Source organism: Microseira sp. BLCC-F43, from assembly GCF_041929235.1.
Classification (GTDB): Bacteria; Cyanobacteriota; Cyanobacteriia; order Cyanobacteriales; family Aerosakkonemataceae; genus Microseira.
The window spans coordinates 17,755-37,036 of record NZ_JBHFNP010000074.1; the positions used below are offsets into that span (position 1 = coordinate 17,755).

Here is a 19,282-nt window from a genome sequence, read left to right on the forward strand (position 1 = left end):
TCCTTCCCTTCTTCCTTCGCCTCCTAAAACGCTATCGCGTTTCGCTTCGCTATCGCGTCTTCGTGGTTCATTTCTTCCCTCAAGACAAAGCGCAACAAAAATCAACCTTTGCGACGCACTAATCGCCCTCTTGCCTACGCTAGATTAACAGAAAAGCCTGTGGAGCTTGAGCAATGTGTATTTGCGTTAACTGCGAATATGTAGACCGCTGCATCACCTACCACGCAGTGGAAACCCAACATCAAGTGCCTCACTTGACGGAAAACCCGGATTTTGAGCCAAACGAACCCAGTATCAACGTTAACATCCGTCCCAAGGAGGATTTTATCGAAATGGAGTGGGATGTGGTTGGCTGTCTCAGCTTTAAGCGGGAAACTGGTAAGTGGGCGCGCTTGCGTCCTGGCGAGTTAGTCCCTACTTGAGGCGACTGTTGTGGAAAATAGGGGATATGTTGGGGCGCAAGGGCTGTGCGCCCCTTCTTTTGGTAAATTTGTAGGTCTGGGTTATAGTTGAGCGATCGCTTTCTCACCGCCTGCGGGAAAACTATACCAGGCAGATGCAGACAAGTCGTCCCAAACGCCCAGGGAAACAACACCAATTTTTTCCTCCCGATACACAATGATCCATCCAGACACAGAAATCCTTTATGTCAATGAATTAATCGGCTATGGTGTATTTGCCACTCAATTTATCCCTAAAGGTACAATTATTTGGGTTTTAGATGAATTAGATCAAAAACTTGAAGAAGCTCACGTCCTATCTCTGGAACCCCTGCGACGAAAACAATTAGTAAAATACTGCTATCGAGATAACAAAGGTCGCTATGTCTTGTGTTGGGATATTGCCCGCTATATGAATCATAGCTTTAATCCCAACTGCATCAGCACCTACTATGAATTTGAGCTAGCCATTCGCGACATTTATCCCGGAGAACAATTAACCGAAGACTATGGATATTTTAACTTAGACGAACCTTTTTATTGCTTACCCGAATCCGGGAGTACTAGAACCAAAGTCATGCCTGATGATATTTTACATTTTTATCCAGAGTGGGATCGAAAAGCTTCAGAAGCTATGAAGTATTTAAACAAAGTCCCTCAGCCCTTAAAATACTTGATCGCCCCAAAAGTTCTAGATACAGTTAATGCCGTTGCAGCGGGCAAAAGACCTATAGATTCCATCCGCAATTATTATTATGACAGCTCGATTCAACTTAGGGCCGTCAGTTAACTTTAACTTGTTGGAGTCTACTCAAAGCCAAAGCAGTAATGGCAGCTATTTCCGTCTCTAGCAGCGTTTAATGCCAAGGAAAAATTATGCAAACCACTGCTCCGGAATCAGCCCCGCACCCCCCGCGAAAGATTTCTATCGTCAAGTCGATTGGTACGGGATTATTTCTTTCAGTTTTAGGCGGGACTCTGGTAGGCTTGGGCAGCGCATCTTATTTATTTTACCAAGCCCTTGTCAAGCAGTCAAAAGCCGAATTAATTGCCAATTTGGATGTAAAAGCCGAAAACTTAGAGGGCAGTTTTAAAACATTTGAAACCTCGGCAAAACTGGTTAGGGATTCTATCAAAACTCTTTATGAATCGGGAGAAAGACGCGAACAAGTTTATGTTGACTTAATTCGTCGTTCTTTGCAAACTTTACCCCTAGGGACTGGACTGGGTTTTGGTCAACCACCGGAGAAGCGTTTAATTATTCCAGAGCGAAAGTATGCTTATCCTTGGGCGATTAGAGATCAAAATGGCAAAGTTATTGCTAAAGGCGGAGATACCGACCCCGAAAACTATAAAGAAAGCTATTTTAGAGAGCCAATTAAGGCAAGAAAGGGAATATGGTTAGAACCAGTTCGCTATGAAGAAACAACAGTCGATCCGCCTAGAATATTTACAAGTACCAGTTATTCCTTACCTTTTTATAACAATAAAAAAGAGTTGCTAGGGGTACTAGGGCAGGATTTAGAGTTGGGATTTTTGAGTGAAAAATTATCCAAGCCAGTGATGAGAGAACAAGGGTATTTTGTCCTGGTGAGTGCTAAAGGCAATTTGATTGCTTATCCTCCCAATCCTAAATTAGCTCTAGATTTGGAACCGTTTCCCAAAATTAGTAACTATTCCCAACTATGGCAAGAAATTCATAATAATATTAAAGCCAATTCTAACACCAGCGGCATCGTATCTTGGCAGGATGATAAAGGGAACCGAGAATTTTGGGCTTACCGAAGAATTGCTAACAACAATTGGATATTATTGGCATCAGTTCCCCAGTCGGTTGTTCTGGGGCCATTATTACAATTCACCTTGGCTGGGACTGCATTAGCAGCATTGAGCGCCTCGGTTGTATTGGCTGTAGTTGTTGCTTTGTTTGTCCGACGTTTAAACCGGCGTCTTCAGCCAATTATGGATGAATGCAACCAGCTGGCTGAAGCTAATCCGAAAAGTGAAGAACTAATGAGTCGGGAAGATGAAATTGGGCGACTAACTATATCTTTTTATAACCTGCTGGGACAGGTAACATTTAACGAGAAGCGATTGCGAAAAGAAATGGCTCGTTCGGAGCAAGCATTAAAAGCGTTGAAAAAAACGCAAGCGCAACTGATTCAAAATGAAAAAATGTCCAGCTTAGGTCAATTAGTCGCTGGCGTGGCGCATGAAATTAATAACCCGATTAATTTTATCTACGGTAACTTGCCTCATGCTAACGAGTACATGCAAGACTTAGTCAAGCTGATTGAATTATACGAGAAAAAGTATCCAAATCCAGATGCTGAAATAGAAGACTTAAGATCGGAAATTGAACTGGAGTTTTTAATTGCAGATTGGCAAAAGATTCTCTCTTCAATGAGTATCGGTGCTAACCGAATTCGCGAGATTGTTTTATCATTACGCAACTTCTCGCGCTTTGATGAAGCGGAAATGAAAGATGTTAATATCCACGAAGGAATTGATAGTACGCTGCTGATTCTGCAAAACCGATTAAAAGCTACAGCAGACCATCCTGAAATTCAAGTTATTAAGGAGTATGGTAAGCTGCCCTTGGTGGAGTGCTACCCCGGTCAACTCAACCAAGTGTTTATCAATATTCTCAGTAATGCGATTGATGCTATAGATCATTACAATAGATCGCAACATCCCAATCCAAAAGAATACTCCGGTACTATCACCATCCGCACCGAAGTTGTAGAAAATAATTCCCACGTACAAATTCGGATTTGCGATAACGGTGCTGGTATTAGTCCCAACAACCTAAGTAAACTTTTCGACCCCTTCTTTACCACAAAACCCGTCGGTAAAGGCACGGGTTTGGGGCTATCAATTAGCTACCAAATTATTGTTGATAAGCACAAAGGGGAACTAACTTGCGTTTCAGAACCCGGAAAAGGCGCCGAATTTTGCATCGAAATCCCGATTTCTCAAAGCCAAACTGCTAATTAAACAAACAAACCCAGTTGTTTGAAAAAACTGGGTTTCTCGCGAGCTTAAATTGTATCTGGATCGATATTTAACTCCCGCAATTTTGCCGCCAATCTTTCGGCTTTTTGAGTTGCTTGTTCAGCGGTTTCTTCTGGTGTTGGCACTAACTGTCCTTCAGGTGTAAAAAATCGCAATAATCCCTGATGAATTCCCATACATAAACCTAGCTGCTGACTCCATAAATGTCCTCGATCGTTTGGTTCTAAAGGTTGATACTTACCATCAACTAAATGAAAACCAGCGAATTCTTGAGTGTAAGGATCGAACCAAAAATAATCGTGGGTGCGGAAGGTATCTTGGTAAAGTTTTTTCTTAAAATCTTTATCAGTATCAGCAGTTGATGGGGAAATAATTTCTAAAATAAGATTAGGATATTTGCCATCTTCTTCCCAAACTACCCAACTTTTACGGGTTTTGCGTTCCGTGTCCAGCACGACGAAAAAGTCTGGTCCACGGAAGAATTCTGATTTGCGTTGGTTAGGACTATAGTAGATGGTAAGGTTGCCAGCGGCGTAGAAATCATTTCTGTCTCGCCACAACCATTTTAGGCATTTGAGCAAGAGCATTATCTGCTCTAGATGTAGTTCGGTTTCCAAGGGAGGTTCGTCGCTGTATAAATCACCAGGGGGAAATATAACATCTTCTGGGATGTCTTGGGTAGTCTCTAATTCTTTGATAAGGGTCATGGTTTTGGGTGCAGCATTGGGTGTTTATTTGTTTATTTTAGCGCTGGGCAAGGCTGTTTAACTTAGAACCTGTTTGAAAAGTAGAAGGCATTATCAATATTTTGATTTCGAGGCAGCGATCGCATAATTTCCGCCGCTTTTACAAATTTTTGCAACTGTAGTTAAAGAAGAATAGTGAATTTTGAAAAAATTGGTTACTATATTAAGTATAGTAGAAGCGATCGCTCATGACTAAATACAGCCTGGCACTTCATACAACGACTTCAGAATTAGGTCTAGCCATCAGCAATTTTGCCGGTGATTCACGCTGTTTAGTAAAAGATTTAGGTCGGGAACTCTCCACCCATTTGCACCAATATTTAGCCGAATTTATCCAACCCCAATCATGGGCAGATTTGGCATTTATCGCCGTAGCAAAAGGCCCCGGAAGCTTCACGGGTACGCGCATCGGCGTCGTCACCGCTCGCACCCTCGCCCAACAATTAGAAATTCCTTTATTTGCGATTTCTACTTTGGCAGCTGTAGCTTGGCTGAGATCTTCCACCAGTCGTCAACCTCCCCAGGTTCAAGAAGATCTTGCAGTCGAGTTGAACGCCCATCGCGGTGAAATATTTACAGCAATTTATCAAGTTTCATCAGATAATTCTGGTTTAATTGAGCTATTGCCAGACAATGTGATGAAGCCAGATGTTTGGCAAAAAACTTTGGAAACTTGGCCTAATTCTTATCAATTGATTAAAGGTGAAAACAACCAGGGTGCATCTGTGTTAGAATTATTAGAATTAGCTGATTTAGATTGGCAAAAAGGGTTGCGTCCTCATTGGTCAGAAGCGATACCTTTTTATGGTCAGCACCCGGTTAACAGTTGACAGTTGACAGTTGACAGTTGACAGTTGACAGTTGATATTTACAGGACTTACGCAAAGAAACCGGGTTTCTATGAAAAATCTTTGGTTTGGAAACCAGAGATCTACGAAGAAACCCGGTTTCTGAGTTCGCCGTGCGTAAGAGCATGTCAACGAGAGTAGCCGACACCCTAAAGGGTGTAGCTACACAAACAAAGCCTGCCGAAGGCAGGCTTTAAAAGCTTTAGCCCGCGAAGGCGGGCTTAGTTTGTATAGCCACACCCTTCAGGGTGTTGGTGTAGATTGGCAAAACTGACATGCTTGCATCACCTGCATTTAAACTCTGTTTTTCTTTGATTAATTGTTCGCTGTTTGCTGAAAGGTAATTAATAATTATTTTTTCCATTTCCTCTTACCTAATACCCAGGAAATACTTACCGCAACTAATCCCAATAAAAGCAAGGTTAACCAATCTCCCCATCGCACGTATAAAGTTTGGGTTTGACGGCGATAAATTGTGCCTGCGCGAATTTCATAAGTGTTGTGTCCGGATATCCATAAAGTTCTGCCATGCGGGTCTACAATCCCAGAATATCCCGTATTTGTTGCCCGCGCCGCCCATCGATTTGTTTCAATTGCCCGCATGGTATCCTGTGCGTGATGTTGGAATTGCATCGCAGCGCTATATGGGTCGTTATTAGATGCAGTGATGATAAATTCTCCCCCCGCTGCTGCTTGGCGTTGGAAATGTCTGGAAAATGCAGAATCAAAACAAATCCCAACAATTGCGCGACCAAATGGGGTATCAAATAATTGGTTTGATCCTCCTGCAATTTGGCTGGTTCCAATGGCTGAAATGCTGTTGATGAATCCTCCTAAAAGTTGCTCGAAGGGGATGTATTCGCCAAAGGGTACTAAGTTTACTTTGTCGTAGCGGCTAAAGATTTCTCCTGTTCCGGTGACGGTAAATAAGCTGTTTGTGAAGCTGCTTTCTCTGGGGCGATGTGCGCCTATCCATGCAACTATACCTTTTTCTAAAATTGCTTGGTAAAGGGGGTTTTTTGTGGCAGGTGGATCTGTCCAAATCGATGATAATGCTCCTTCTGGGGTTAAAATTGCTTCTACTCCTTGTTTGGCTAAGGTTATATAACCGTTGGTGTAACCTGTTAAAGAGCTACGAAAACCTTCAGGGTTGAATTTGATTCTGTTGGGAACGTTTCCTTGAATAATTCCTATTTTTAGGGCGGTACTAGGTTGGTCGTTTAAGGGTTGGTTGTAGAGGCTAAATCCGATTAAGTGTAAAGTAATTAATAGTGCGGCGCTAGTGGCTAAATAACCTTTATGAATGAACCGCAGAGACGCAGAGGACGCAGAGGAAGAGTTGGGAGGGTCTGTTTGTTTTGGGCGGTTGATCCAGGCTTGGGCTAGGAGGCCGTTTACTGCTACTATTGCGGCTGTTATTGTGTTGGGACCTGAGATTTGTCCGAGGTGTAATATGGCTAGGTTGTGGGGGCTTTGGGTATACGATAATGATGTCCACCATAATGGCCCTGCACTCCAAATTGATTCGAGAATGCACCAGAGTGCGGTTCCTATTAAAATGCGAATCAGGGGATTTGGGATTAGGTGGAAAAGTGCTTTGGTTGTTATTGCCCAGGTTATTACTAATGCTGCTCCCCAGATGGTGAATAATGTTAGGGCGATCAGTGCGATCGCCAGACTCACAACCCAAGGTATTCCCATCCAGGTTAACGGGTGCAATCCCAATATCCACGATAAGGCTAAGCCGTGGTAGCCTACTCCCCACGCTAAAGCATTCAAAATTAAAAACTTGAAATTAAAATTAGAAGATTTTGCTTCCTTTTTTAAGGTTTTATCCTGTTGCCACCAGGATAATCTTGTCAAGTTTTCGTTTTTGCTTTCTGCTTTAATTAATTGCACCCACAGCGGTGCCAAAGCAATCCACGCCAAAGGCCAAGCCCCTACAGGTGCAGGGGTGCTTCCCATCAAAATACCGCCTACTAGGGCAATCCACAAGCTTAATCCCATTCGTTAATAGTGCCAAACTTCCCAGGTCACTTCAAGATTATCCCCATTAATCGCACCGCCTAAGGGAAATTACTGAGAATGTTTTAAGTACTTTTTAATACTTAATCTCGCCCGTGAACGACTAGGGAAAGCAAAACCATTATGACTTATGAGTAATGTTTCAGTTCTTTGCGTAATCTTGCTTTTAGCTTTTGTATTACTTGATTAATTGATGGCTGTTCAGCGCTATTTATTAAGTTTCGTTAATATTTTTACCAATATTGGGGCAACTACGGCATCGGTTCCGGATTAGTTTAGCAGGGGTAGAGAATTATAGCAGATAAGTCTCAAAGATCCAACAGTATGGAGAAGGACTTTGTTATGATTACAGGAACCGGAAATGCTGATTTTCTCAGTGGTTCTGCGGAGAACGACACGATCCTGGGACTGGAAGGAAATGACATCGTCGGTGGTGGTGGAGGCGATGACTTGCTCAACGGCAATCAAGACAATGATGTTGTGCGTGGAGGGCAAGGAAATGATACGGTTCGCGGGGGTCAAGGTAACGACCAAGTATTTGGCGATGATGGCAACGATGTGCTTTATGGCGATCTGGGGGCAGATACAATTAATGGCGGCGGCGGGGATGATATCGTCGTCATCGGCAGGCGTTCTGAGTTGTCAGGATTTGCCTCTACTGGCGGCATAAGTATCGCTGATGCAGATGTGATTGCTGATTTTGGCAACGGCAACGATTTAATTCAGCTGATTGGTGGGACGAGGTATGAAGACCTGAATATATTTCAGGGTAGCGGTATCTATGCCAGCAGCACGATTATCCAAGACCAAGTTACGGGTGATTATTTAGCTGTCTTGTCGGGAATTAACGCTAATAGCATCACGGGCAATCATTTTATTCCTAATGGAAATACATCGAATGCTGGTGTGCTTTCATTTACAGGGACTAATTTGAGCGGCAATGAAGGCAACAATGGCACGGTCAATAAAGTTGTAGCGACGATTCAGCGCACTGGCGGCAGTATTGGCAATGTGGGGGGGCAAGTGCTGTTGGAATTCGGTTCAACAGCGAGTGCTGATGACTTTACGAATAATTTGCCAATTAGCGTTAACTTCGTCAATGGGGAAACTTCTAAAACGATTGAAATTCCCATTGTTGGGGATACGGTTTTTGAACCAGATGAAACGATTAATTTGAGGTTGGTCAATCCTACAGGTGGGGCAACTCTGGGAAGTCAACAAACGACAAGTTATACGATTGTCAACGATGATATGACGCCGGGAGTCTTTTCTTTTACAGCTGCTAATTACAGCGGTTTTGAGGGCAATAGCGGCACAAATAATGCGCTCGTCGCGGTGATTCAGCGCACGGGTGGTAGCAATGGGAATGCCAGCGTGCAGGTGCAGCAAGATGGAGGCACTGCGACTTCCAGTGACTTCACGAATAATCTGCCGATTACGGTTAATTTCGCTAATGGGGAAACGACCAAAACGGTAGAACTTCCGATTGTGGGAGATCCCAATTTTGAAGAGAATGAAACGATTAATTTGAGATTGCTTAATCCCACTGGTGGGACAACCCTGGGAATCCAACAAACTGCAAGTTATACGATTCTGAATGACGACCCCGAACCCACTCTTTCGATTAACGATGTCACCCTCGCTGAAGGGAATTTTGGTATTCAAAACCTGCTGTTTAACGTTACTTTGTCCCAGGCAAGGGATCGGGTGGTGACGGTGAATTACGCGACGGCAAACAACACTGCTATTGCTGGAAGCGATTACACTCCAACTAATGGCACGCTGACTTTTAATCCAGGGGTGACCACTCAAACCATCCCTGTGCCAATTGTGGGAGATCTGCTGGGTGAGAATAATGAGACTTTCTTCCTCAATCTGAGTAATGCTACTAACGCTACCATTGCTGATAATCAAGGTATTGCAACGATCGCCAATGACGATCGGTTTAACATTCCTGACAACAATCCGATCGGTGTAAGCAGTGATATCCTCCTCTCAGGTGGACTCACGGTTAGCAATGTTACGGTGACGATCGATGACCTCCAACACACATGGATGGGCGATTTAAGAGCTACTTTAACCCATCTTCCTAGCGGCAGAACTGTCACTTTGTTCGACAATGTGGGTGGTAGTGACGACGTGAATGGCAATTACAGTTTTAACGATGCCTTTTCTGGCAACCTTAACTCTTTTGGCACATTCATTCCCAGTGGCAACTACTTCCCCAATACGAATGGTTTTTTGAGTTTCCCCTCACTCTCAACCTTCAATGGTTTGTCGGCAGATGGTACCTGGCGACTCACGATTGCTGATGAAATTGGCAGTGATGTTGGTTCTTTTGCTTCTTGGTCATTGAATGTGAATTAACCTCATCGATAATTTGAGATTTCAGATTTAAGATTGCAGATTTGATCAAATCTGCAATCTGCCATCTCAAATCTCAAATTCTTACTCGCTTTCTTCCTCGTCGCCGTTGGTGGGAGGAACTAGGGCAACTGCTGCGATCGCATCGTCTTCATCTAAGCGTTGCACTCGTACCCCTGTTGCCATTCTCGATTGCATGGATATGGCATTCACGACTTGACGAATAATAATCCCCCGATTGGTGACGATCATCAATTCATCTTCTTCGTTCACAACTCGTAAGGCGGCTAATTTATCGTTTTGCTTGCGGAATTTAGTTGCAACTAATCCCATTCCTGCCCGATTTTGTAACCGGAATTGCGTCACGGGTACTCGCTTACCAAATCCTCCCATTGTAATCACTAGCACGCACAAGCTATTATCTGCGTTGGTCAGTTCGGTTTCTTCTTCGCTAATTTCTGTTTCTTCAGTTTCTGGAGTTAAATTAGCTACTATTGAACTTGGCAGAATATCCATCCCAATCAGTTCGTCGCCTTCGCGCAGGGACATTGCTTTGACGCCTCTTGTTGCACGTCCCAGCGGGCGCAATTGTTCGTGTTCCGCTTTAAAATGTATTGCCATGCCCTGACGCGATCCGATGATGATGCTATCTTCTACTCTCGCGAGACGTACCCACCGCAGTTGGTCGCCTTCTTCTAAGGAAATAGCTATTAATCCGTTGGCGCGAATGTTGCTAAATGCGGATAATTCGGTCTTTTTGATGTAACCGCGTTTGGTTAGCATCACCAAATATTCTTCGCTGGTAAATTCGCTCACCGCCACGATGGATGTGATTTTTTCTTCTCTGGGGATCGGCAGCATTTGCACGATCGGGGTTCCCCGACTGACGCGCGATCCTACTGGTATTTGATATGCTCTTAGGCAGTAAACAACGCCTTTTTCGCTAAATAACAATACGGTATCGTGGTCGCAACAAGTGAGGAAATGTTCTACTCCATCATCTTCTTTCATTTTGGTTGCCGCTTTACCCCGCGTGGCGCGACTTTGCGCCTCGAAGGTGTTAACCGGCATCCGCTTGATGTACCCTTGTTCTGTTACTAAGATTAAGGCTTTTTCGTTGGCAATTAAGTCGGTATCGTCGATTTCTCCTTCGGCGTGTTCGATTTCGGTGCGGCGCGGCGTGGCAAATCTTTCTTTCAGTTCTTTCGCTTCGGTTTCGATGATTTCTAGGATGCGATCTCGCCGCGCTAATATATCTTGCAAATCCGCAATCTGCGCTTGCAATTGTTCGTGTTCTAGCCGAATTTTTTCTGCTTCTAATGCAGTTAATCGCCGCAGTTGCATTTGCAATATTGCATCTGCTTGCACTTCCGAAAGTCCATATCTATCCATCAATTCTTGCCGCGCCGTCGGCGTGTCGGCGGCGTTGCGAATTAGGTGGACTATTTCATCTAAGTTCAGTAGGGCGATTAATAACCCTTGCAGTAGGTGGTCTCTTTCTTCCGCTTTCCGCAGTTCGTATTGCGTTCTCTTTGTTACTGTCTCTATGCGGAAATCCAAGAATACGCTTAGGAATTGTTTGAGCGACAATAGCTGGGGTTCGCTGTTCACCAACGCCAGCATGTTCGCCCCGAAATTCGCCTGTAAAGGTGTCTGTTTATACAGGTTATTCAGCACCACTTTGGGGAAGGCGTCGCGCTTGAGTTCGATGACGACGCGCATTCCGTCGCGATCGCTTTCATCCCGGATATCGGCGATGCCTTCCAGTTTCTTATCGTTCACCATTTCGGCGATTTTTTCGATCAGCGCCGCTTTATTGGTCTGGTAAGGCAATTCGGTGATGATTATTGCTTCCCGATCCTGTCTGCCGCGGTGTTCGATCGTCTCGATTTGCGCTACGCCGCGCATTGTAATCGAACCTCTTCCCCCGGTGTATGCTTCTTTGATTGCCGAGGTTCCCAATATTTTTCCACCTGTAGGAAAATCTGGGCCGGGGATATAGCGCATTAGCTGGATATCGGTAATTTCTGGATTGTGGATCAGTGCCACCAAGCCGTCAATTAATTCTCCCAAATTATGGGGTGGGATGTTGGTTGCCATGCCCACGGCGATACCAGAGGAACCGTTGAGCAATAATTGGGGAACGCGGGCGGGTAATACTATGGGTTCTTGCTGGGAAGCGTCGAAATTATCGGCAAAATCAACGGTTTCCGACTCAATATCCCGCAACATCGCCTCGCCTGTTAGGGCGCTGAGGCGGCACTCGGTGTAGCGCATTGCGGCGGGGGGGTCGTTGTCTACCGAACCGAAGTTACCGTGACCGTCAATTAGGGGCGATCGCATGGAAAAATCCTGCGCCATCCGCACCAAGGCATCGTACACCGCCGTATCCCCGTGGGGGTGATATTTACCCAACACTTCCCCGACGACGCGGGCGCATTTCCTGTAAGGGCGGTCTGAAGTTAAACCTAATTCGTGCATCGCGTAAAGTATGCGCCGATGCACAGGTTTTAGACCATCCCTAGCATCTGGTAGTGCCCGTCCTACGATTACGCTCATCGCGTACTCTAAGTAAGACCGGGACATTTCATTCCCCAAATCTGTGGGGATAATCCGCTCCTGGGAAGTGGTCATACTGTGAAAAACTCCAAAATCGCGAGATTTAAGCCGCTAAAATTCAAAATGATGCTAATTTTGCGACTTTGACTTCAAAGAAATTGCAAATATCATTAAAATTGTATCACATTTGGGCTTTGGTAATGGGTAATCGGGAATGGGTAATCGCTACAATTAGCAATTAGCAATTAGCCATTAGCTATGGTGCCTATTATTTACTCCGATGAATTTCTGTATCACGATACAGGTCGTTTTCACCCAGAACGACCGGAACGTCTGACGGCGATTGTAGAGGCATTAAAAACCGTGCCTTGGGCGGAAAAATTATCCTGGGAGTTACCGACGCCAGTAGAGACGCGATCGCCCCTACCCCTAGTGCAAAAAATTCACTCGCCCAACTACGTCGAACTGGTGGAAGCGATCGCCACCTCTGGCGGCGGATACTTGGATGGGGATACGCCGATTTCTGCCCGCAGTTACGCGATCGCGTTGTTGGCGGTGAGTGCTTGGTTGGATGGAATCGATCGCGTTGTCGCTACTGGTAACCCCGCGTTTGTCCTGGCGCGTCCCCCCGGACACCATGCTGAAAGTGTCAGAGGAATGGGGTTTTGTTTGTTTTCCAATGCAGCGATCGCCGCTTACTACGCCCTAGAACAACCAGGCATCTCCCGCGTTGCCATCCTAGACTGGGACGTGCATCACGGCAACGGCACTCAAGATATCGTGGAAAATCATCCCCAAATTGCCTACTGTTCCCTGCACCAATCTCCTTGCTATCCGGGTACCGGCGGCGCCCAGGAACGAGGGGCGCACAATAACGTGTTAAATATTCCCATCAAACCGGGCAGCGCAGTTGCAGAGTATCGGCAGGGGTTTGAATCGCAAATAATGCCGTTTTTAGGCAAATTTCGCCCCGATTTGTTAATTGTCAGCGCCGGGTACGACGCCAATGCCGCCGATCCCCTAGCAAGTATGAACCTGCAACCCGAAGATTACGGGCTGTTTACAGATTATTGCTTGCAGTTAACTCGTCGTATACTGTTTGGCTTAGAAGGTGGCTACGATTTGCGCGCCCTCGCCCAGTCCGTCGTAGCCACCATCGAACGCTGTTTAATCGAGCAGTAATTTGTATCTTATTATACAGCAAAGTTTACCGCTGTTGAGTAGAAAACCATCATGGGAAACAGTGACGAAGAATTGCAGACTGAAACCGACAGCGAAATAGTTCTCAGTCCAGAAGAAGCGGTGGCAGCGATTGTATTTGCTGCTACCTTTGCCAACGGTGAAGTCACAGATGAGGAAATAGAAGTATTCAACGATATTCTGTCGAATCTAGAACTGTATGAGAATTATGCAGATGAAGAATTGCAAGCAATGGTGGATAAATTCACCGATATTTACGACACCGACGGCATCGAGGCTTTGTTTAATTTGGCAGTAGAATCGATTTCAGAAGATTGGGTAGAAACGGCTTTTGAAGCAGCTGTTGAAGTTGTTTTAGTCGATGGGAGTATTCCTGAAGCGGAGGAAGATTTTATATCGAATCTTCAGCAAGCTTTGGGAATTGATAATACAGTAGCCCAGGAAATTCTCGCCGATTTGATGGTTGTTTAAATCAGTTATTGTGTTATTGTAGGGGCACGGCATCAATAGACTTTGCTCTTAACCAGAAGATTTTCTGTTGCCGTGCCCCTACCAGCAATTTTAATCATTTAGATGCAATCGGAAACAATATTTGGTCTGCGATCGCTCACTCAGGACTTACGCAAAGCCTCTATCTGTAGGGTGCTCTCTTCCAGCAGAGTACGACACATTTGGTGTAGCATCTGAATCATTATTAGTAGGGACTAAGGCTAAAGAAAAACTTTGTGCTGGCGATGAAACTTTCCACCACTTCAATTAAATCTTCCATCATCACATCAAACGTGCGAGCCAGCTTTTGTAGCGCTGTCACATCAACAGTTGCTAATCCAGGAGAACGGGCGTAGGTTCTGAGAGTGCTATAGACAACGCCTGAACGATCGGAAACTTCCTTAAGTGTCCAACCTCTCTCTTGGGCGAACTCGCGAATCCGCAACCTGACTAATCCCATATAATTGTCAGCGATCGCTTACTCTTCTACGACTTCTATTAAATCTTCTATCAGCACATCAAACGTGCGAGCTTTCTTTTGTAGCGCTAACACATCCGCCATCGCCATCCCATTTGATCTCGCATACGTCGTGATGGTACTGTAGGGAATGCCTGCTCTTATAGCAACCTCTTTAAGCGTCCAGCCCTTCTCCTCAGCTAGTTCTCGAATCCGCACCTTGAATAGCCCCATTGTAACTTTGTCGGCGATCGCTTACTCCTCGACGACTTCAATCAAATCTTCTATCAGCACATCAAACGTTCTCGCTAGCTTTTGCAGCGCTAACACGTCAGCCGTTGTCATTCCATTAGAACGAGCATACGTCGTGATGGTACTGTAGGGAATGCCTGCTCTTATAGCAACCTCTTTAAGCGTCCAGCCCTTCTCCTCAGCTAGTTCTCGAATCCGCAGCCTAAATAGCCCCATTCTGACTCCGTAGGCGATCGCTTACTCTTCCACCACTTCAATTAAATCTTCCATCATTACATCAAACGTGCGAGCCAGCTTTTGTAGCGCTGTCACATCAACAGTTGCTAATCCAGGAGAACGAGCATAGGTTCTGAGAGTGCTATAAACAACACCTGAACGCTCAGAAACTTCTTTTAGTGTCCAACCTCTCTCTTCAGCGAACTCGCGAATCCGCAACCGCACTAAGCCCATATACTCATTGACATATGACTGATATTAGTCATTTAATATAAATGTCCTAAAAGTAATCGCCCTGCGGCCTCAGAAACTGAAGGGCGATTACCAGTTATCCACCAAACAAATGGAGGCATCTTCCATGATATCAACACCGCAGCCACTCTTGACGGCTGCACCCGTTTTCCCTTGGTTTTCAGCGACAGGGAGGGGTGCATGACGTACAGAGAGAGGCTGACTCCTTGGTGTATTATTCGCCATTTGCCCAATTTGCAACGGATAGTTGTTGGTCGCTTTCGTCGCCGCAACGATGCAGAAGATCATCTGCGGTTAATTCGGCAGATGTGTCCAAATGTCCCTTTCAGTATTGTTTTTGACCTGCCATTAGATAGCGATAGTGCGTTAGCGCAGCGTGCCGGAGGCATATCGCGATCGCCAAACAACCTTCTCAAACGGTAGAAATTACTCGCTGTTAGATGCAATTTCTGAACAATTTGGCCTAAAAATTGGCCCTTTTTTGGGGCGTTTTTTGTTTTTTTTGGTTGTGGGATTCGCTTGCGCGATAGCTTCGCTTCACGCGCCGCGTACCGGAGGCATATCGCGCGAAGCATGAAGGCAACAATTTAAGCATTTCGCAAACAGCCTATATCCCTCAAGCTTCGCCCAGAACCCGCGATTTGTCACCGAATTATTCCAGTGGGTTATTTAGTCTTTGCTTTTCTTCTACCTTTTGCAGCATCACGGGTACAAAGACCTTATTATATTCAGCCAAAGCCAGAATCAGAAAAGCAATGGATAAGATAATTGCCGTTGTACTACCTCCCACTTCCAATAATGTATTTGGATCTAACAGTGGAAGCTGGGCAGATGTTACAGCTTCGGTTGTACAAATAAGTTGTTGTGGTTTTGCTGCGGCTATTTCGCAGCGAAGTAACTGATTTGCTGGCAATTGCTGGGCGGAAGCTTGGTAAATTTTCGGAGATTGGTTCATCATGATTTTAATTCCTCGTTTTCGTGTGTTTTGTTGATAGAACCATGATGACTTGGGAGTTGGATACTGTGGGTTGGCTTTTGTAGGAACCTTAAATGCTGAAATTTTTGTAGGTGAAAGTAGGATAATGTTGGTTTGTATGGTAAAGTATTATACAAAGATAATTTCTCAGATTCAGACCTCGCCCTGGGTGCATCACCCGCCAATCGATCGCCCGCCAATCGATCGCCCGCCAATCGATCGCCCGCCAATCGATCGCCCGCCAATCGATCGCCCGCCAATCGATCGCCCGCCAATCGATCGCCCGCCAATCGATCACCCGCCAATCGATCACCCGCCAGGGGTTTAAACCCCTGGCTAATAGCTAAAGTCCTCTGAAAGAGGACTATTAAAGCATTTCAGTCCACTCAAGTGGACTTAAGCTATTAGCCCGGAAATTTATTTCCGGGCGGGATGGATGGCAAAGCGAGATCGATCCAAGCCATAATCCAAATTCATTCTGCCAATTTCATGACCGCCAATGAACCCAGAAGAAGCTTTGAAATTCATTAATTCTCTTTTCGAGCAACAGAACAACGAAGTTTTAAATCAATTAGAAACAAAAATATTTCTGGGTTGTTGGGAAAATGAAGATTATGTAAAAATTGCGATCAATACTTATGTGACTGAGCAACATGTGAGAGCATTCGGTGCAAAAATATGCAAAAAAAATCACAAAGGTTTTAGTAACTAAGGTAACTAAAACCAATTTTAAATCACCAATCGAATACCGCTATCAACAACAATCAGCCCAAATCATACCTTCTCCCCAACAACTTGGAACGGCGAACAATTCCGAGAATATCCCTAATTGCGAAAATCCACTGACCAACCCCTTTATTCCTCCAACCGGAATCGTAACAGATCGAAAACAGTTCTTTGATCGCAAGCAAGAAATTGACCGAATCTTTGAAATCCTCAACAGCGGGAGTAGTGTCGCCCTCATCGGCGAGGAAGGGATTGGCAAATCTTCATTGCTATGGGCAATTTGCCAACAGGCGGAAACTCGCCTTTACTCACCGCGCCAGCCTGTTTTTCTCGACCTGAATTTAGTTGATGATGAGGATGATTTCTACAGCACTTTGTGTCAGGATCTCGGTATTGCCGAATCTAAAGGCAATAGGCTCAATCGCGCTTTGAAATCCCATCGAATCCTGCTAGCTTTAGACAATGTGGGGAAACTGACCTGGAACGGATTTACGCGCCAAATCAGAGATCGTCTGCGCGGTTTAGCAGAAGGCAGCGATGCGCCGCTGAAATTAATTTTAGCTGCCAGCGAACCCCTCGACGACCTGTTTAAAGATAGTCAAGATGGAAGCAAGACATCTCCTCTTGCGGGCATTTGTCTGGAAGAGGAGATAAAACCTTGGAACGAAACCACTATCCGCGCTTTTATTACAGCCCGTTTGGCTAAAACTTCGGTGTGTTTTACTGAGGAAGAAATCAACCAGCTAGTGCAGGAAAGCGGTGGTCATCCCCGACGACTGATGCAGTTGTGTTATCGAACTTATTCCCGTTATTTGTAAGGTGGGCAATGAAATGGCATTTTGCAGCATCTTTATCTGTCGTTTCCACCCGCCAGGGATTAAAATCTTTGGTTAATAGCGACAACCGCCAGGGATTAAAATCTTTGGCTGATAGCGACAACCGCCAGGGATTAAAATCTTTGGTTAATAGCCCAAGTCCACTTCAGTGGACTGAATACAAATTTTTAGTCCATTGAAATGGACTTAAGCTATTAGCCCGGAAATTCATTTCCGGGCGGGTTATGCGGTTGGACTACTCGCCTGGGAAATTTATTTCCGGGCGGGTTATGCGCCTGAATGAGATCGTTTGCAGCCAAAAATTACAGCAGTTTCCAAATGGGTGCAACGCCACATTGTACGGGCACGGCATCCGAAAAACCTTGCGCTTAGCGACAAAAATTATCGATGCCGTGCCCCTACCTTCTATTGATTTGACTGAAAATGGTTATAAGTGTATGTCAACGCTTTTGCAAACCTGTTACTAATCCCTACATCATAGGCGACCCAGTTGTAGGCAATCTTTTTGTCGGGCGAGAAGACATAATCAGACAGCTAGAAGAACTCTGGATAATGAGTCACAGTCTGCAATCTGTAGTAATCTACGGACACCGACGCATGGGCAAAACCTCTATCCTACTCAACATTACTAACCGTTTAGGTTCAGGAGTAAAAGTCGCTTATGTCAACCTGCTGCGTTTAGGAGATAGCCCCCAAGGCGTTGGGGAAGTGCTGATGGCAATTAGCGATGAAATATCTGTTGCTGTAAATCTGCCACCCCCACCCGATGATAATTTGCTAAACCTTCCCTATCGTACTTTTGAACGCTATTTAAAACAGGTTGTAGAGACGTTACATGTAACGTCTCTACAGGGTTTAATTATCGCCTTAGACGAATTCGAGAAAATCGAAGAACTAATTGAAACCGGAAAAATCCCTCCAGACTTTATGGGATTTCTCAGAGGACTCGTGCAAATGAGTACTAAAATCGCCTTTGCTTTCGCGGGTTTGCATGCTTTAGAAGAAATGACAGCGGATTACTTTCAACCCTTTTTCGCCAGTGTTATCCCTATCGCCGTCGGTTGCCAAAATCGTGCCGCTACTCGTCAAATCTTAGCCAACCCCGATCCAGATTTCCTCCTCGATTACACTCCCGAATCATTAGATCTAATTTACGATTTAACTGCTGGACAACCCTATCTCGTTCAGTTAGTTGGTTTCCAATTAGTTCGCCGCTACAACGACCAAGTTTTTGAGCAAGGACGCCCCCGCAACCATGTTTTCACCGTCGAAGATGTGCAAACCGTCGTCAATGACCCCGAATTCTTCAAGCGAGGACGCTACTACTTTGATGGGGTTTGGGGTCAGGCGGTGCGGGGTGCTGCTCTACAACAGACTATACTACGCGCGATTGCTCCCCATCCCCAAGGTCTATCTCTCGATGCGATCGCTCAATCCCTTACCACAAATTGCCAAAATTTGCAAGCCCCAATCAAAAATCTCCAGCGCCACGATGTGGTGCGAGAAACAGATGGGCGAATTCACATCATTGTAGAACTGTTTCGCCGCTGGGTAGAGCAAAGATGAAAATGCCGCGCCATTCACTGACAAAACACCTCTGCAATAACTCTTGTGGGGTAGGCATCCTGCCTGCCCTTGAGTTTATTTTATCGAGAGGTCTAATATCATTTTCCCGCCTTGATGCTACAGATCCGATCCCCCCTAACCCCCCTTGCGAAGGGGAGAAGCGAAGAAGTTACGAAGGGGAGAAGCGAAGAAGTTACGAAGGGGAGAACCGAAGAAGTTACGAAGGGGAGAACCGAAGAAGTTACGAAGGGGAGAACCGAAGAAGTTACGAAGGGGAGAACCGAAGAAGTTACGAAGGGGAGAACCGAAGAAGTT

General features: G+C 45.2%; 24 protein-coding genes. 14 read left to right on the forward strand and 10 right to left on the reverse strand.

Going from position 1 to position 19,282, the window contains the following annotated elements:
- Window positions 1–173 precede the first annotated feature (173 nt).
- On the forward strand, window positions 174–422 hold the full coding sequence (locus ACE1CM_RS11985) for a Ycf34 family protein (protein WP_226575576.1): 249 nt from the start codon (window positions 174–176) through the stop codon (window positions 420–422).
- A gap of 81 nt (window positions 423–503) precedes the next feature.
- On the opposite strand, the gene ACE1CM_RS11990 is transcribed toward ACE1CM_RS11985, so the two are convergent.
- Window positions 504–635: a hypothetical protein gene (locus ACE1CM_RS11990; RefSeq protein WP_374877700.1), complete on the reverse strand. Its 132-nt coding sequence runs from the start codon at window positions 633–635 to the stop codon at window positions 504–506.
- Between ACE1CM_RS11990 and ACE1CM_RS11995 the strand changes: the two genes are divergently transcribed.
- A complete protein-coding gene (locus tag ACE1CM_RS11995; RefSeq protein ID WP_374877701.1) occupies window positions 619–1,230 on the forward strand; it encodes an SET domain-containing protein in 612 nt (203 codons plus the stop codon). The two genes, ACE1CM_RS11990 and ACE1CM_RS11995, sit on opposite strands and share 17 nt — an antisense overlap.
- Before the next feature lie 86 nt (window positions 1,231–1,316).
- Complete coding sequence (locus tag ACE1CM_RS12000) at window positions 1,317–3,437, forward strand: ATP-binding protein (protein WP_374877702.1); 2,121 nt, start codon at window positions 1,317–1,319, stop codon at window positions 3,435–3,437.
- A 44-nt stretch (window positions 3,438–3,481) separates the two neighbouring features.
- On the opposite strand, the gene ACE1CM_RS12005 is transcribed toward ACE1CM_RS12000, so the two are convergent.
- On the reverse strand, window positions 3,482–4,162 hold the full coding sequence (locus ACE1CM_RS12005; RefSeq protein ID WP_374877703.1) for a Uma2 family endonuclease: 681 nt from the start codon (window positions 4,160–4,162) through the stop codon (window positions 3,482–3,484).
- Between the two features lie 227 nt (window positions 4,163–4,389).
- On the opposite strand from ACE1CM_RS12005, the gene tsaB reads away from it, so the two are divergent.
- Window positions 4,390–5,031 (forward strand): tRNA (adenosine(37)-N6)-threonylcarbamoyltransferase complex dimerization subunit type 1 TsaB, encoded by a 642-nt coding sequence (gene tsaB / locus ACE1CM_RS12010; RefSeq protein ID WP_374877704.1) that lies wholly within the window; start codon window positions 4,390–4,392, stop codon window positions 5,029–5,031.
- Between the two features lie 220 nt (window positions 5,032–5,251).
- Here tsaB and ACE1CM_RS12015 read toward each other — a convergent pair whose 3' ends face one another.
- Together ACE1CM_RS12015 and lnt are read right to left on the reverse strand one after the other, a co-directional pair.
- Window positions 5,252–5,413 carry a hypothetical protein gene (locus ACE1CM_RS12015; protein WP_374877705.1) on the reverse strand — a complete coding sequence of 54 codons (162 nt, stop codon included), beginning with the start codon at window positions 5,411–5,413 and terminating at the stop codon, window positions 5,252–5,254.
- Window positions 5,401–7,056 (reverse strand): apolipoprotein N-acyltransferase, encoded by a 1,656-nt coding sequence (gene lnt / locus ACE1CM_RS12020; RefSeq protein ID WP_374877706.1) that lies wholly within the window; start codon window positions 7,054–7,056, stop codon window positions 5,401–5,403. Before lnt ends, ACE1CM_RS12015 begins: the two co-directional genes overlap by 13 nt.
- 360 nt (window positions 7,057–7,416) lie before the next feature.
- Between lnt and ACE1CM_RS12025 the strand changes: the two genes are divergently transcribed.
- Window positions 7,417–9,441 carry a Calx-beta domain-containing protein gene (locus ACE1CM_RS12025; protein ID WP_374877707.1) on the forward strand — a complete coding sequence of 675 codons (2,025 nt, stop codon included), beginning with the start codon at window positions 7,417–7,419 and terminating at the stop codon, window positions 9,439–9,441.
- Between the two features lie 81 nt (window positions 9,442–9,522).
- Here the strand turns inward: ACE1CM_RS12025 and gyrA are convergent, their stop codons facing one another.
- Window positions 9,523–12,072 (reverse strand): DNA gyrase subunit A, encoded by a 2,550-nt coding sequence (gene gyrA, locus ACE1CM_RS12030; protein WP_374877708.1) that lies wholly within the window; start codon window positions 12,070–12,072, stop codon window positions 9,523–9,525.
- Between the two features lie 183 nt (window positions 12,073–12,255).
- Here gyrA and ACE1CM_RS12035 point away from each other — a divergent pair, with 183 nt between their 5' ends.
- Entirely contained in the window at window positions 12,256–13,179 is a 924-nt protein-coding gene (locus ACE1CM_RS12035) for a histone deacetylase (protein ID WP_374877709.1), read from the forward strand.
- A 51-nt stretch (window positions 13,180–13,230) separates the two neighbouring features.
- Window positions 13,231–13,668 (forward strand): tellurite resistance TerB family protein, encoded by a 438-nt coding sequence (locus tag ACE1CM_RS12040; RefSeq protein WP_374877710.1) that lies wholly within the window; start codon window positions 13,231–13,233, stop codon window positions 13,666–13,668.
- Between the two features lie 223 nt (window positions 13,669–13,891).
- On the opposite strand, the gene ACE1CM_RS12045 is transcribed toward ACE1CM_RS12040, so the two are convergent.
- From ACE1CM_RS12045 to ACE1CM_RS12060, 4 genes are read right to left on the reverse strand one after another with little or no spacing between them, the layout of a single operon-like run.
- A complete protein-coding gene (locus ACE1CM_RS12045) occupies window positions 13,892–14,146 on the reverse strand; it encodes a helix-turn-helix domain-containing protein (RefSeq protein ID WP_374877711.1) in 255 nt (84 codons plus the stop codon).
- Between the two features lie 18 nt (window positions 14,147–14,164).
- On the reverse strand, window positions 14,165–14,377 hold the full coding sequence (locus ACE1CM_RS12050) for a helix-turn-helix domain-containing protein (RefSeq protein WP_374877712.1): 213 nt from the start codon (window positions 14,375–14,377) through the stop codon (window positions 14,165–14,167).
- Between the two features lie 21 nt (window positions 14,378–14,398).
- Window positions 14,399–14,611: a helix-turn-helix domain-containing protein gene (locus ACE1CM_RS12055; RefSeq protein ID WP_374877713.1), complete on the reverse strand. Its 213-nt coding sequence runs from the start codon at window positions 14,609–14,611 to the stop codon at window positions 14,399–14,401.
- A gap of 21 nt (window positions 14,612–14,632) precedes the next feature.
- Window positions 14,633–14,845 carry a helix-turn-helix domain-containing protein gene (locus tag ACE1CM_RS12060; protein WP_374877714.1) on the reverse strand — a complete coding sequence of 71 codons (213 nt, stop codon included), beginning with the start codon at window positions 14,843–14,845 and terminating at the stop codon, window positions 14,633–14,635.
- A 198-nt stretch (window positions 14,846–15,043) separates the two neighbouring features.
- Here ACE1CM_RS12060 and ACE1CM_RS12065 point away from each other — a divergent pair, with 198 nt between their 5' ends.
- Complete coding sequence (locus ACE1CM_RS12065) at window positions 15,044–15,286, forward strand: hypothetical protein (RefSeq protein WP_374877715.1); 243 nt, start codon at window positions 15,044–15,046, stop codon at window positions 15,284–15,286.
- A 229-nt stretch (window positions 15,287–15,515) separates the two neighbouring features.
- Here ACE1CM_RS12065 and ACE1CM_RS12070 read toward each other — a convergent pair whose 3' ends face one another.
- The gene (locus ACE1CM_RS12070; RefSeq protein WP_374877716.1) at window positions 15,516–15,821 is read right to left on the reverse strand and encodes a hypothetical protein; all 306 of its coding nucleotides are present in this window, start codon (window positions 15,819–15,821) and stop codon (window positions 15,516–15,518) included.
- Between the two features lie 136 nt (window positions 15,822–15,957).
- Between ACE1CM_RS12070 and ACE1CM_RS12075 the strand changes: the two genes are divergently transcribed.
- The 6 genes from ACE1CM_RS12075 to ACE1CM_RS12100 form a co-directional block, all read left to right on the forward strand.
- Complete coding sequence (locus ACE1CM_RS12075) at window positions 15,958–16,167, forward strand: hypothetical protein (RefSeq protein ID WP_374877717.1); 210 nt, start codon at window positions 15,958–15,960, stop codon at window positions 16,165–16,167.
- Between the two features lie 171 nt (window positions 16,168–16,338).
- Window positions 16,339–16,551 carry a hypothetical protein gene (locus ACE1CM_RS12080; protein ID WP_374877718.1) on the forward strand — a complete coding sequence of 71 codons (213 nt, stop codon included), beginning with the start codon at window positions 16,339–16,341 and terminating at the stop codon, window positions 16,549–16,551.
- Window positions 16,508–17,383 (forward strand): AAA family ATPase, encoded by an 876-nt coding sequence (locus tag ACE1CM_RS12085; RefSeq protein ID WP_374877719.1) that lies wholly within the window; start codon window positions 16,508–16,510, stop codon window positions 17,381–17,383. Before ACE1CM_RS12080 ends, ACE1CM_RS12085 begins: the two co-directional genes overlap by 44 nt.
- Window positions 17,384–17,391: 8 nt before the next feature.
- Complete coding sequence (locus ACE1CM_RS12090) at window positions 17,392–17,580, forward strand: hypothetical protein (protein ID WP_374877720.1); 189 nt, start codon at window positions 17,392–17,394, stop codon at window positions 17,578–17,580.
- 244 nt (window positions 17,581–17,824) lie between these two features.
- On the forward strand, window positions 17,825–18,967 hold the full coding sequence (locus tag ACE1CM_RS12095) for an ATP-binding protein (RefSeq protein ID WP_374877721.1): 1,143 nt from the start codon (window positions 17,825–17,827) through the stop codon (window positions 18,965–18,967).
- Between the two features lie 111 nt (window positions 18,968–19,078).
- On the forward strand, window positions 19,079–19,282 hold a 204-nt coding region (locus ACE1CM_RS12100; RefSeq protein ID WP_374877722.1), incomplete at its 3' end, for a hypothetical protein.